Origin of the sequence: Shewanella hanedai (genome assembly GCF_007197645.1) — a bacterium.
Lineage (GTDB): Bacteria > Pseudomonadota > Gammaproteobacteria > Enterobacterales > Shewanellaceae > Shewanella > Shewanella hanedai.
In genome coordinates this window covers 111,265-123,889 of the sequence record NZ_VKGK01000009.1, presented here as the reverse complement: position 1 = coordinate 123,889, position 12,625 = coordinate 111,265, and the positions used below count along the sequence as shown (strand labels likewise).

The following is a 12,625-nucleotide window of genomic DNA, read 5'->3' as shown; positions in this document are numbered from 1 at the left end:
TGAACGGCTGTGTATAGGTATTTTCTCTCTTATGAAGTCTATTTATTATCTTTTAATTGATGGTGTTCATAAAGCTTAGCTTCTTTGATAAAGGCGTAATAGGCGTCCATGATCGCCAGAATAAAACCACGTCTTCCAGAGAAGATCTTTCGTTGAATAAAATACTCTTTGATAAAGATAAGCGGAAAAACCGTAATCAACTTCAAGTTGGAAAACTTCTTCCCTTTAGCAAATTTTTCATCGGCTTTTAAGCCTGAATAGCTGTTGTTTTTGCTTGTGATAGCCTCAATGGAGCAGTAGCCAAAGTGATCAAAAGTCTCATTAATAAAGAGCTCCTTACCATCCACCGTTGCGCTTTCATGGGCTAAGCGAGAATCATCAAAGAAAGACTTTGAACGCTTATAAAATCTATGGTTATTGGGTTTCTTACTCCAAGATGATAAGGGTTTATCGATAAAGATATCGTTGCGCCAAAAACGAACACTGTCAGCTTTATCTTGCTCCATAATTGTCTTAAACGCTTCGATTAAACTCGTATTTATCGCTTCATCGCCATCCAGATTTAATACCCACTCATGTGAACAGAGCGACATTGCGTATTGCTTCTGTTTGGCGTAGCCCTGCCAAGGGTGAGAGTAGATTTTAGCGCCATAACGCTCGGCTATCGTTAAAGTACCATCTGTACTGCCAGAATCGACTAATATCACCTCATCGAAAAGAGAAACACTTTGCAGTGTTTTCTCAATATGCTTCTCTTCATTCTTGGTGATGATAAATACGCTAATGGGCAGTTTCATAATGGCTTCGTTAAGGCAAATTTGTTGAGCTAGATATTAACATCATATAGGGAAGTTTTATGAAATAAAATGGCTGCATGTTATTATGCTACCAGTCTATATCAACTACTCTTTTGACGGTAAAATGAAATTTAATGTGATGGTGATTAATCTAGATTCCAGTACCGACAGGTGGGAGTCGATGACTAAGCAGTGTGATCTTTTAGGCTTGTCGCCTCAAAGAGTTTCCGCTGTGCGTGGCAGTCTGTTAAGTGAAAAAGAGAAGAGTGATGTATACCAACTTTCCTCTAATCTTAGCAAGTACGACAAGATACTCAATGATGGTGAGATTGGTTGTTACATGAGCCACATCCGTTGTTGGGAATTGATAGTAGAGCAGCAGTTAGATTTTGCTTTAGTGTTAGAAGATGATGCCATCCTAACTGAAGACATGGCCAAGTATGTTGATAAGTTGGCTCATACTAGCTCTGACTGGGACTATATTAAATTGTCTCACGGTAGCAAGATTAAATCGGCTGTGGATTGCATGGATCTTGGGGATGGTCTTACTCTAAAAAAAGTACTGAAATTGCCTTCAACGACAACGGGTCAACTTATTTCATTATCTGGAGCTAAAAGGCTTCTTTCACACGCTTATCCTATTGCAAGACCGATAGACATGGATATTCAATATTGGTTTGAAAAGTCTCTTCGGTGTTTTGTTGTCTCTCCATTTCCTATCTTAAATGGTGATTTTGGCAGTGAAATTAATAAAACCGGTGATAGGCGTATTGTTAAGAAAAGGCCCATTCGACGTATTCTACAAAAAATACGCTATGAAATTCTATTATGGTGTAATCGTAGTAAGTTGCCTGAGTTTCCAAAGTTATAGTGTTATCGCTGCCAGTATAAAACAGACATTAATATTTAGTGTCTGTATGACGTTGAGCAGTATGTGTGCGATTCACATACTAAAGTAAACCAAGTAAGATGTGTGTCTGACTCATCTATAGTTCCAATGAATTTGGAATGATCACTGGATAGAACATAGTGCATAAACGAGCAATATATCCTGGGACCTTTGATCCCGTGACGAATGGACATGCGGATCTTATCGAAAGGGCCGCTAAGCTGTTCAAGCATGTGGTGATAGGTATCGCAGCTAATCCATCAAAACAGCCTAGATTTAGTTTAGATGAAAGAGTTCAACTGCTTAAACTGGTGACGGCGCATCTTGATAATGTAGAAGTTGTTGGTTTCAGTGGTTTGTTAGTCGATTTTGCCAAAGATCAACAAGCGAGTGTACTCGTTCGAGGGTTAAGGGCTGTGTCTGATTTTGAATATGAATTTCAGCTGGCTAATATGAATCGCCGTTTGAGCCCTGATCTAGAAAGCGTATTTTTAACGCCGTCGGAGGAGAACTCGTTTATCTCTTCGACCTTAGTAAAAGAGGTGGCTTTACATGGTGGTGATGTCAGCCAATTTGTTCACCCGGAAGTGAGCAAAGCACTTTTAAGTAAAGGATAGTAGTCAATTTTTATGTCGAAATTTTATAGTGTACAGCTCACGGCAGTTTTACTGCTTCTAAGTTCTTTTTCAGTTTTATCAGCGCCTTGGGTTGATGTGTCTGATATCTATTTACGAGCTGATATTCAAGCGCTTGCCGATGAAGGCGTCATCACCGTTCCTGTAAATACATATCCTTTAATGTGGTCTGGTATTGCTGTGGATTTGGCTAAGACTGAGCCATCTACCTTGACTCCTGCTTTAGCACAGGCTTTTGCCCGCGTTAATTTTTATTACCGTAATGCTGTAGGCAATAAAGGCAATACACGAATTAAAGCTGTGGCTGCCACCGATCCTGCTCGTTTCCAGCATTTCGGTTCAGATTATCGTGAAAAAGGTGAGCTGCAAGTTTCCCATGAATATATGGGGGAGCGTTTCGCTTATAAAGTTGCTGCGTCTGCTAACTATGAGCCAACAGATGGTAAAGAGGTTCGTCTCGATGATTCCTATCTGGCGATGGCATTAGGTAACTGGATGGTGACAGTCGGTGCTGTTGAACAATGGTGGGGACCAGGGTTTGATTCGGCGATGGCCAGAACGAATAATGCGCGACCATTGCCTTCAGTCATGCTGAGTCGTAATAATGCCGCTGCATTTGAGACGCCTTGGCTCTCTTGGCTAGGCCCTTGGACACTCACTGCTGGTATTAGCCGTTTAGAGGAGGAGCGAGCAATTGCCAATCCTCTGTTGTGGAATTTTAGAAGTTCGCTGCGCCCTTTTAGACAATTAGAGATAGGTTTTTCTTGGTCGACCCAATTTTGTGGTGAAGGCCAAGAGTGTTCGTTACAGACTGCGCTTAAGTCGATAACAGGCCAAAGAGATTGTCGCGAAGAGGGTGAGGGCGGTTGTACTAACTATGGAAACCAAGTAGCAGGTTACGATATTCGTTTTAGCGATACCTGGTTCAATGTGCCGTTCGGTGTCTATTACGAACAAACTTGTGAAGATGCTACTGGCTCTGCCCCTTGGGATATTGTCGATTGTGGTCACGCTGGTGGTGTTGATACTCGTTTTAATATCGACTCTGCTCAATACAAATTGTTTTTTGAGTACACAGACACCATGGTTGCCTGTGGTGAAGATGATAATGTCTTCAACTGTATGTATGAACACAGTGATTACAAAAGTGGCTCCCGTTACCATGGCAAGGCTTATGGCAGTACTTATGACAGTGATGCCAAGGTGTATGCGTTAGGCTTAATCGGGCAGTTTGCTGACAGTCGTGGAATAACATCGATACTCCGTTATGCACAGCTTAATAAAGATGGTTCAAGTCCAACTCATGGCTGGGCACCTCAGCCGCCTAAAGAAGATTTGCTGATGCTGGAATTGAGTTATCGTATGCCTATCTGGAAAGGGATGATGAGTGTTGGAGGGACTGTATCTCAATCTGAGTTTGAGGTTGAAGATAAGAAGACTGACGCAACGTTATTCGGTACCTACGAGTATCGTTTTTAGGAGAAGGTTCGAGACTCTAGGTTCTAGGTCCTAGAAGCAGCTCGCTGTGAGCTTGCGAACGCCCTCGTAATAACGCAGTGGCGTTCTTTCCAACTTTCTATCTCGTCTGACACAAGCCGCAGAAGACCGTGGCTCTTTGCCCCAGTTTTATTTCACTGAGCAGATTGCCACATTGAGTACAAATTTGACCTCCTCGGCCATAAACATGAAGTTTCTGGGCAAAGTATCCGGGTTTCCCATCTGCATTGGTAAAATCTTTTAACGTTGTTCCGCCTTGTTTAATCGCGTTGGCTAAGATCTGTTTTACTTCAGATACCAAGATGACCAAACGCTCTAAATCGACCTTGCCCGCTTCAGTCTCTGGGTGTATCCCAGCAGCAAACAGTGCTTCGTTGGCGTAGATATTGCCAACCCCCACCACGATATGATTGTCCATCAAGCAAAGCTTTATCGCCTTTTTCTTATTCTTTAATGCCCCAAAGAGATGGTCGGGTGTGAATGCGTCCGTTAGTGGCTCTGGCCCCAGTTTCGTGAGTAGAGGATGCGCATCGATCGGGAGTTCATACCATAACCAAGCACCGAAGCGGCGAGGATCGTTAAAGCGTAATATCTTGCCACTCGCTAAGGCTAAATCAATATGATCATGCTTCTCGACAGGGGTTAACGCCGTCACAATCCTTAAACTACCCGACATGCCTAAATGCACGATTGTCGTGCCAGCATCAGTGTCGATAAGCAGATACTTAGCACGGCGATGCACACTACGTATAGTTTGACCGACAATCTGCTGTGCCAGTTCAGGCACTGGCCAACGGAGACTAGCGTTACGTACGGTAAGCCCGGTGACCTCTTGGTCAATCAAGTATGGCGAGACTCCCTGACGGGTGACCTCAACTTCTGGTAGTTCTGGCATATTAACTCTCTTTATTCATACCGGAAGCGGCTTCAGAAACCGGTGCAGATATTTTAATGATTGGGTTCAAGGCTTCTCTTAAACTTGGAGGGATGAGATACCAATTATTTGCCGAAGATTTAAGTAGCCCTTGATGTTGATACCAGTACCAAGTTTGAGCCTGACTGTTATCGGCTATTAATATCATCAGCTCAAGGGGCTTATCGGCATTATCATGTTCGAACAAGACTTGCTGATCGGCGACAGGTGATAGCTGTATTTGACTCCAAGCATTGGCCCAAACTTGGCAATTAAGCACGCTCTCATGGCATTGCCATTGGCTCCCTTTACTCAACCAGAGTTCATTGATTTGCAGCTGCGCTAATGGCGATTGTTCATCAAAAAGAGGATGCGCATCCGAAGGCAATTCAATGGTTTTGTCATTGAGTAAAGTGAGTATGGCAATCATCATCAATGAGCTAAAGATGATGATGTTATTCCAGTTTTTACGTGATAGCGCCATAGTTCTATTTCAGCTAGTCATCTAATGTTGGTTAGTTAATCAGTGTATCGGTAAGTTACCCAGTCTTCAAATGAAGACTGGTCACATTGTTTGGTTTAGCTTCCAGCTGGTTGGGTATCTGGTTTGTTTGTTGAAGGCAGTATCTTCATCTGCTTTATCTTTTGTTCAAACTTTGTTTGAAATTAAAGTCGTGGTATTCCATACCACACCGGGCAAGGAGGACTGCTGTTTGATGTGAATGGATTCACAAATGCCGCGATAACATGGATGTTAGAGAGCGGCCTCATCAACAACTTTTTTGTTTAAGGGCCTGTTCACCGTCCATGTAGCTCCGAGTCTGAGTCATCATCCATGATGACTCTACAGCATTTTGAATTACGTATTTCGGCAACTTCCAATGGGGACAGTTTAACCTCCAACCGTATCTAAACTTGCTGATCTACAAAAAGGTCATCTCTTCGGTTTAATCAATAACGAATGTGTTCAGCCTCTTTGCTCCTCTCCGTGGTCTTCGTGTCCTTCGTGGTGAATCGCTTTTTTGTTTGGTGTTTACAGAGCGGGCTTAGCCCTGCGAGGACGGCACTATGTGCCTGAGAGGTCGTTCGCAGGCTCACTGCTAGAACGCTTCGCTGCGAGTGGAAAGCCTTAAGGAAGGAGAAGCGTCTACAGAATGCGTTGCTCACAGAATAGCCTGTGGCTACGGGTAAGAAAACTGAAGTAGTGAGTTATGTTAGTGGCTACTTAACTAGCTGTAATATAATGAGTAAATTGAGCGATGGTACAAACCTAATCAGTGAAATTACTGATAGACATACTGTATACATATCAGCTTATGTTTTAAGCAAACAACCTGATATCCATCACGAATCCATCCCCCGCAAGCGTATAATCCTCTTAAAGTCTCTCGAGACAAATGCAGTTCTGAAGGTAAGTGCTAATAGGTAGAGCAAAAGTTTACACGACCCCAATTATCCCAGGTTAAATCGTTTAATAGACGGTTTCATTGTGTTTAAGTCTCCTCTATATCTCTTCCCTTGGTATTCATTGAGTTGTTGTAGCTTGCCTACTTGTGAACTCACAGAACTAAATTCTCTCAAGTAAGCTTCATATGTACACTTGTCATCAGAAAATAAGGTACTTAGATTATGAACCGCACTTCTTATTTTCTTCTTCTCTTCTTTACCAAAACTAGGACGGTTACCATTAACTCCAACACGATGTACGGCCTGGTGCGAACCATTACCTAAAACTTCATGTTTACTTTTATTTGGCTCAACACCGTAATAACGAAGCATTCCATAAATTGAGGCAATCACTTCACTGATTTCTTGTTTAGTCATGTAAGATTTAGAAGATACAGTAATATCGTCGACATATCTGGTATAGGTTAGTTTGACAGTAAGAAGGCGTGAAACAAGAATCGATTCTTTCTCCCACATTACCAGATTGGCGATGTAACTACTGCAAATCCCACCTTGGGGTACACTGCCGTTTAAAGTTACTAGATTTGTTAAGGTTTTTGCCACCTCTAGAGGGAAGCGGAACAGACGCATAAACATTTTTTCGACTTGGACGGCTTGAATAGTAGGGAAGAAATTAGAAATATCTTCACAAATCACAATTTTACACTTTGTATGATATCTAACGTTCGTTATGTAAGAACGCCCACTGATTGAGCCTTGCATGTATTGAGGATATATTACTTTTTTAAAGATTTGATGCTGAAGTTTTCGGTGAATGGCTTTAAGGACTTTATAAGCATCATAGGTAACGCGTTGACCACCAGACTTCTTTTGTTCAATTCTGGCTACACGATATAGATCAGATGCGTTATTTGCTAAATACTGAACTCTGTTTAATGGAAGATCTAGTAAGAAGGCGAGAGCATCAATGCTACCGATAGATTTTAGCTTGTATTCAGGAGTCAGAGTCATCAATTAATTTATACATAAGTTTTTCTATCTTTGTAGTTAACTCATCACTCATAGGTAAATCTTGATCCTGAGAAGCAAGAAACATAAAGACAGATGTTGGAATATCTAGCGCTGCACACAAATCTTCAACAAGACTAAAGTTTGGTTCTCTCTTCCCTTGTTCTAAAAGAGTTATATAAGAGGCACTTTTGCCAATCTTATCCGCCAAGTATTTCTTGGATAATTTTCTGTGCTTACGGCACTTTTCTAAAGTATTTGAAAAATTCATAATAAAAAACTAATGGTTTACTTTACGAATTGAAGATGGAGAACATTTTTTCAACAAGTTCTGCTCCTTTATGGATTACACCTAGTAACACTCCAAACGTTTCCAAAACCTCACGTTTAGTTGTTCTAGAAGCTGATTTTCCTTCAAGTTCTGCATTGATCTGGCTGAGTAATTGCTCTACCTTAAGTTTCGTACTGCTATCTATATCATCATGTTTCTCACGTAAAATTAATTCTAGTACTTCACGTGAGTTCTTTAAAATTTTAGTATTCATAAAACAACCTTTTTATTCGATGTTGGGAAAATTCCCTCCAAAAATTTACCGAACCGAATAAAATGATATAGATAGCGTAAACCACAATCTTTAGAACAATTTATTGTTCTCCCTCCATTTTAGCTGCCTGCCTGACGAACAGTCTATCTGACGAACAGTCTATCTGACGAACTGTCTGCCTGACGAACTGTCTGCCTGACGAACTGTCTGCCTGACGAACTGTCTGCCTGACGAACTGTCTGCCTGACGAACTGTCTGCCTGACGAACTGTCTGCCTGACGAACTGTCTATCTGACGAACTGTCTATCTGACGAGCATTACATTTAGGTGTGGGTAAAGTGGATTATCACTAAGATAATCGGCATTACTGCCAGTTACGATCCGAAAAAGGTCATTATTTTAAAGAACATCAGGACGAAACATCCTGTAGTTGAAATTATCACTGAAACTTGACAAATAGTCAATAGTTTACAAGTGGTCAATTAATAAATAACTGAGAATGGTAGTGTCGGTATAAACTTAAGTTAAACAAAGGGCTCGTAGCCAATTAGCTTAATTCGAAGAGATAAATAACCGGTGTAGGTGCGGCTGTGGGCTTCGGTTTCAGGGATGAAACCGCAGAGCGTATAGGGATATATTTATAGCGTCCCACAGAAGTAGCTACATGAAAGCCTGCTGCAAGCAATAGGTACCAATGAAGCTATGGTTACCAACAAACCATCAAATGTAAGCCCTGCCCAATGAAACCAAAAAGAGACTTCACCACTTACTATCTGGTAAGTGGCTAGAATTTGCTATCAGGCAAGTTAGCCCCCAGTTGTATTCATAAACCGCAATATCTGTACATCGCCTTCTTCCCCAAATACGTGCTCTTTAGGCTTGAGTTTAATGGCATCTAAAATGGCGGTTTTTAACTTCTCAATATCAGCAGGAAACTCACGCACAATGGCTTTAAGATCCACCGAGTGTTCGTTGCCTAAACAGAGGAGTAGACGTCCTTCGACTGTCACTCGAACTCGGTTACATTCATGGCAGAAGTTATTACTGTGGGGGGAGATAAAGCCAATATGGATAGGGCTTCCCGGCATCGTGTAATAACGGGCTGGGCCGCCGGTACGTTTATCCGAAATCGTCAGTTCATACCGTTGAGATATGATGGCCTTTACTTCTTCACTACTGCAGTGGCGGCTCTTTTTACGTTCATCAATGACACCCAATGGCATCTCTTCGATAAAGGCGATATCGAGCTCACGGTCACGACAAAATTCGATAAGATCTAACACTTCATCATCGTTTTGGCCGCGTAAAATCACTGCGTTAATCTTGATGCGTTTAAAGCCTGCGGCTTTGGCAGTATCGATCCCTTTAATCACACGCTCAAGTTTGCCATTGCGAGTGAGTTCGGTGAAGAGTTCAGGTTTTAACGTATCTAGACTGATGTTCAATCTGGCAAGGCCGTAGCCTTTCATCTTTTGAGCAAACTTAGTCAGTCTCGAACCATTGGTGGTCATGGACAGTTCTGATAATCCCGGTAGCGCGCTTAAGCGCTTCACCAGTTGATCGCAATCGGTACGCACTAACGGCTCACCGCCTGTTAAGCGAATTTTCTTCACGCCTAACTCGGTAAAGGCTTGGCCTACCCACGCAAGCTCCTCTAAACTCAGTATCTGTTCTCGCTCAAGAAAGCAGGGATCTTCACCCATGCAGTAGACGCAGCGAAAATCACACCTATCGGTAACAGAAAGACGCAGGTATTCCACCTTACGGCCGAAGGCGTCGACGATTAAACTCATATTAGAACCCTACAGAGTTACCTATAACAGATCGGCAAAAGGTTGAATGTAAACAGTATCACCCGCATTTAGCTGTTCATCTTGCTCACCAATAACGATAAAACAGTTTCCTTGCACCATTGAGCTCAGCATTCCTGACCCCTGTGCACCTGTTGTCGTTACATGCAGCTTGCCATCTTGTGCTAAGTGGAAAATACCGCGGATAAACTCGGTGCGCCCAACGCGGCTACGCATTTTACAATCGGCAACGGCGGGAACCATGGTTTGCTCCCATGCTTTCTCTCCTGCTAGCTTTCTGAGTGCAGGTTGAACAAATTGCATAAAGGAAACCATGACGGCAACGGGATTGCCCGGTAAGCCGAAGAAGAGGCTGGAACCGATTTGGCCAAAGGCTAATGGTCTGCCGGGGCGCATATTGATACGCCAGAAGTTAATCTGTCCCACTTTCGCCAGTGCGAGCTTGATAAAGTCAGCATCACCAACAGAGACACCGCCAGAACTGATGACCACATCGGCGTCAACAGCCGCTTGGCTGAGTGCGTCGACTAGGGCTTCTTCTGAGTCATGTATGATGCCAAGATCGATCACGTCACAACCCAGCTTTCTCACCATAGATTTGATGGTGAAACGATTAGAGTCATAGATACAGCTAGGTTTTAACGGCTCGCCGGGTTGGCAAACCTCATCGCCAGTTGAGAATACGGCAACTTTAGGGCGTCTGAAAACGGGTAACTGGCCGAAGCCAAGTGACGCCAGCATCCCTTGCTCTGGTGCTTGCAAGCGATTATGGGCAGCAAGTGCTGTTTTACCTTTGGCAATATCTTCACCTGCAAGCCTGACATGCTGGCCTAAAATGATGTCACCTTGAAAACTAATGCTATCGCCATTCTCTGTTGCCAGCTCTTTCATCTGCACTGTATCAGCGCCAGCGGGAACTGGCGCGCCAGTCATGATGCGCACTGCTTCGCTTTGCTGAAGTATGTCAGCGTATTGGTGCCCCGCCATCACATCGGCGACGATGGTGTAACTTGGCAACATTGACTCTGAATATTTGAACGCATAACCGTCCATCGCAGAGTTAGTCTGTTGTGGTACATCCACAGGAGAGATAGCATCTTGTGCTAACACTCGACCACTGAGTTCATCGAGTTCGATGACTTCATGTTCGCTCACTGGATTGACGAAGGAGAGAATGTTATCGATACCTTGACGTACCGAAAGCGTTTTACTGGTATCGACTTCACAGCCGCACTCGGGCGCTTGTGGTGCCAGTGGTAAGCTTACTGTATTAGGCTGCCAGCTTTGAGCATACTCGATAACAAAATCGGCAATCTGCTCGACGTTGTTGATATCAAGGCGGCGCAGTTCACTAGGGAGTTGTGTGTCGTCGCAGCAGGCTATGGCTTGAATGTTGTTATCGTGAGTATGGATAAAGGGTTTGCCGTGGGCGGCACGATGCAGCTCAATTTTAGGCAGTTCGAGTTTCTTAAACCCTTCAACTAAAACGATATCGACTTTGTCTTGTTCTATTTGCTGCAGCAGGTGAGGGAGCTCAGGGGCTTCATCAACCGCATCTTCAGTCATTAACGCCCAACGAATATGCGAGGCTACCAATACCTGACGGGCGCCAGATTTGCGCATCTCGTAACTGTCTTTACCGGGAATATCCACATCGAAATTATGATGAGCATGTTTAATCACAGCGAGTTTAACGCCACGACGATTTAGCTCAGGAATGAGTTTCTTTAACAGTGTGGTTTTTCCTGTGCCGCTATAAGCACAAAACCCGAGGACAGGGATCGACAGCGGATTGGTAAAGGGAGTAGACATTGAAACCTCGAATATTATTTGGCTATTGCCTCAGCAAGTTGTTGTTTTTGTTCTGGCGTATTCACATTTACAAAGGCATTGGGTTGATCGGCAAACTCAGCAACCATGCAGTGATGTTTGGCGTACCAAAAATCAATTTTACGCTCACCACCGTCTAAAAAGGCTTTCATTGAGTCTCGTAAGCTGGGTTTTAATAGCAGCACGACTGGTTGTTCACGCTTGCCGTCACTGGCGACTGCAAGTTCAGCATCTTCACTCTGTATTTGAGCTAGCATACGCTCAACGAGATCTAATGGCAGTAGAGGACAATCACAGGGAACCACAAGTAGGTAATCAGCTTGAGTTTTCGCCATTGCGGTGATCATGCCAGCTAAAGGGCCTAAATAGCCTGAGTCTTCATCACTGAAAACTGGATAACCAAATTCAGCATACTGGGTTTGATTACGGTTTGCGTTGATCATGATCTCGTTAACCTGAGGTTTAATTCGATCAATCGTATGCTTTATCATAGGTTGGTCTAATAGCTCGACCAGACCTTTGTCATTTCCGCCCATACGTCTGGCCATGCCGCCAGCTAAGATGACAGCATCAATTTGCAATGACATATCTTGGTTCCTGTAATGTTATAGGGTCGCTGTTAATACCCTCTTTTGAAGGCGTCGATGAACGAATACCTTGATCCGCTATCTGCCAGCTTTGATCACATAGGCTGGTAAGTACACAAGATTGATGACTACTGACTAACATTCCGGTGCCTATTTGCTGAAGATCTTTCACCATACTCAATACCAGCTCTTGAGAATAGGTGTCCATGTTCGATGTCGGCTCATCTAACATGAGTAATTTAGGCTGCATTATCCACGCTCTGGCGATGGCCAGACGTTGTCTTTCACCGCCGGATAGGCTTGATGCGGCTTGTTTAGTGAGATGTACTAAATCCGCTTTGTGTATTGCATCTTGGGTTCTCTGTTCAAGCTGCTGTTTACTCATCTCACAAAAGGGATGTGGGTAGTTGAGGTTATACTCGACGCTGCCGTCAAACAGGTAAGGGTGTTGGTGCAGATAAACAGCTTTGCCCAGTAGTGGGTTTGAACGCCACCAGGGTAATGGTGCAAAGCCTTGAACCGAGACCTTTCCCTTGGTTGGGGAGACTAATCCTGCCAGCAGTTTCATCAAGGTGGTTTTACCGCTACCGTTATCGCCTTGAAGGTGTATGGTCTGGCCTTGAGCGAGTTGCAATCTCTCGACAGTAAAAAGCGTACGCTCACCAAATCGCATCTCGATATCTTGTGCAATCACTTTAACCATATC

13 protein-coding genes are annotated in these 12,625 nt (G+C 43.5%); 3 read left to right on the top strand and 10 right to left on the bottom strand.

The genetic code is table 11. The features are described 5' to 3' along the window. Nucleotides 1–38: 38 nt before the first annotated feature. Nucleotides 39–797, bottom strand: a complete 759-nt coding sequence (locus FN961_RS09560; RefSeq protein ID WP_144039954.1) for a glycosyltransferase family 2 protein — start codon at nt 795–797, stop codon at nt 39–41. An 85-nt stretch (nt 798–882) separates the two neighbouring features. Here FN961_RS09560 and FN961_RS09555 point away from each other — a divergent pair, with 85 nt between their 5' ends. The 3 genes from FN961_RS09555 to FN961_RS09545 all read left to right on the top strand — a co-directional run bounded on the left by FN961_RS09555 (nt 883) and on the right by FN961_RS09545 (nt 3,800). Beyond that, on the top strand, nt 883–1,668 hold the full coding sequence (locus tag FN961_RS09555; protein ID WP_229814648.1) for a glycosyltransferase family 25 protein: 786 nt from the start codon (nt 883–885) through the stop codon (nt 1,666–1,668). A 158-nt stretch (nt 1,669–1,826) separates the two neighbouring features. Then, the gene (gene coaD, locus FN961_RS09550; RefSeq protein ID WP_144039953.1) at nt 1,827–2,303 is read left to right on the top strand and encodes a pantetheine-phosphate adenylyltransferase; all 477 of its coding nucleotides are present in this window, start codon (nt 1,827–1,829) and stop codon (nt 2,301–2,303) included. 12 nt (nt 2,304–2,315) lie between these two features. Then, complete coding sequence (locus tag FN961_RS09545; protein WP_144039952.1) at nt 2,316–3,800, top strand: capsule assembly Wzi family protein; 1,485 nt, start codon at nt 2,316–2,318, stop codon at nt 3,798–3,800. 97 nt (nt 3,801–3,897) lie between these two features. Here the strand turns inward: FN961_RS09545 and mutM are convergent, their stop codons facing one another. The 9 genes from mutM to FN961_RS09500 form a co-directional block, all read right to left on the bottom strand. After that, entirely contained in the window at nt 3,898–4,713 is an 816-nt protein-coding gene (gene mutM, locus FN961_RS09540; protein ID WP_144039951.1) for a bifunctional DNA-formamidopyrimidine glycosylase/DNA-(apurinic or apyrimidinic site) lyase, read from the bottom strand. Between the two features lies 1 nt (nt 4,714). Next, nucleotides 4,715–5,215, bottom strand: coding sequence for a hypothetical protein (locus FN961_RS09535; RefSeq protein ID WP_144039950.1), 501 nt, complete (start codon nt 5,213–5,215; stop codon nt 4,715–4,717). Between the two features lie 968 nt (nt 5,216–6,183). Next, complete coding sequence (locus tag FN961_RS09530) at nt 6,184–7,149, bottom strand: reverse transcriptase family protein (RefSeq protein ID WP_144039949.1); 966 nt, start codon at nt 7,147–7,149, stop codon at nt 6,184–6,186. Next, nucleotides 7,133–7,417: a helix-turn-helix domain-containing protein gene (locus FN961_RS09525; protein WP_144039948.1), complete on the bottom strand. Its 285-nt coding sequence runs from the start codon at nt 7,415–7,417 to the stop codon at nt 7,133–7,135. Before FN961_RS09525 ends, FN961_RS09530 begins: the two co-directional genes overlap by 17 nt. A gap of 22 nt (nt 7,418–7,439) precedes the next feature. Beyond that, on the bottom strand, nt 7,440–7,691 hold the full coding sequence (locus tag FN961_RS09520; protein ID WP_144039947.1) for a hypothetical protein: 252 nt from the start codon (nt 7,689–7,691) through the stop codon (nt 7,440–7,442). Nucleotides 7,692–8,497: 806 nt separating this feature from the next. Next, entirely contained in the window at nt 8,498–9,484 is a 987-nt protein-coding gene (gene moaA, locus FN961_RS09515; protein ID WP_144039946.1) for a GTP 3',8-cyclase MoaA, read from the bottom strand. A gap of 21 nt (nt 9,485–9,505) precedes the next feature. Then, nucleotides 9,506–11,314 (bottom strand): bifunctional molybdopterin-guanine dinucleotide biosynthesis adaptor protein MobB/molybdopterin molybdotransferase MoeA, encoded by a 1,809-nt coding sequence (locus FN961_RS09510; RefSeq protein WP_144039945.1) that lies wholly within the window; start codon nt 11,312–11,314, stop codon nt 9,506–9,508. A 14-nt stretch (nt 11,315–11,328) separates the two neighbouring features. Further along, complete coding sequence (mobA, locus tag FN961_RS09505) at nt 11,329–11,919, bottom strand: molybdenum cofactor guanylyltransferase MobA (protein ID WP_144039944.1); 591 nt, start codon at nt 11,917–11,919, stop codon at nt 11,329–11,331. After that, nucleotides 11,903–12,622, bottom strand: coding sequence for an ABC transporter ATP-binding protein (locus FN961_RS09500; protein WP_144039943.1), 720 nt, complete (start codon nt 12,620–12,622; stop codon nt 11,903–11,905). The genes mobA and FN961_RS09500 overlap by 17 nt, the downstream gene beginning before the upstream one ends. Between the last annotated feature and the right edge of the window lie 3 nt (nt 12,623–12,625).

Coding starts and splice junctions, on each gene's coding strand:
- FN961_RS09535 (WP_144039950.1), bottom strand. CDS start 5,215: ATGGCGCTATCACGTAAAAACTGGAATAACATCATCATCTTTAGCTCA.
- FN961_RS09525 (WP_144039948.1), bottom strand. CDS start 7,417: ATGAATTTTTCAAATACTTTAGAAAAGTGCCGTAAGCACAGAAAATTA.
- mutM (WP_144039951.1), bottom strand. CDS start 4,713: ATGCCAGAACTACCAGAAGTTGAGGTCACCCGTCAGGGAGTCTCGCCA.
- mobA (WP_144039944.1), bottom strand. CDS start 11,919: ATGTCATTGCAAATTGATGCTGTCATCTTAGCTGGCGGCATGGCCAGA.
- FN961_RS09530 (WP_144039949.1), bottom strand. CDS start 7,149: ATGACTCTGACTCCTGAATACAAGCTAAAATCTATCGGTAGCATTGAT.
- FN961_RS09555 (WP_229814648.1), top strand. CDS start 883: ATGCTACCAGTCTATATCAACTACTCTTTTGACGGTAAAATGAAATTT.
- FN961_RS09545 (WP_144039952.1), top strand. CDS start 2,316: ATGTCGAAATTTTATAGTGTACAGCTCACGGCAGTTTTACTGCTTCTA.
- FN961_RS09520 (WP_144039947.1), bottom strand. CDS start 7,691: ATGAATACTAAAATTTTAAAGAACTCACGTGAAGTACTAGAATTAATT.
- FN961_RS09500 (WP_144039943.1), bottom strand. CDS start 12,622: ATGGTTAAAGTGATTGCACAAGATATCGAGATGCGATTTGGTGAGCGT.
- moaA (WP_144039946.1), bottom strand. CDS start 9,484: ATGAGTTTAATCGTCGACGCCTTCGGCCGTAAGGTGGAATACCTGCGT.
- FN961_RS09560 (WP_144039954.1), bottom strand. CDS start 797: ATGAAACTGCCCATTAGCGTATTTATCATCACCAAGAATGAAGAGAAG.
- FN961_RS09510 (WP_144039945.1), bottom strand. CDS start 11,314: ATGTCTACTCCCTTTACCAATCCGCTGTCGATCCCTGTCCTCGGGTTT.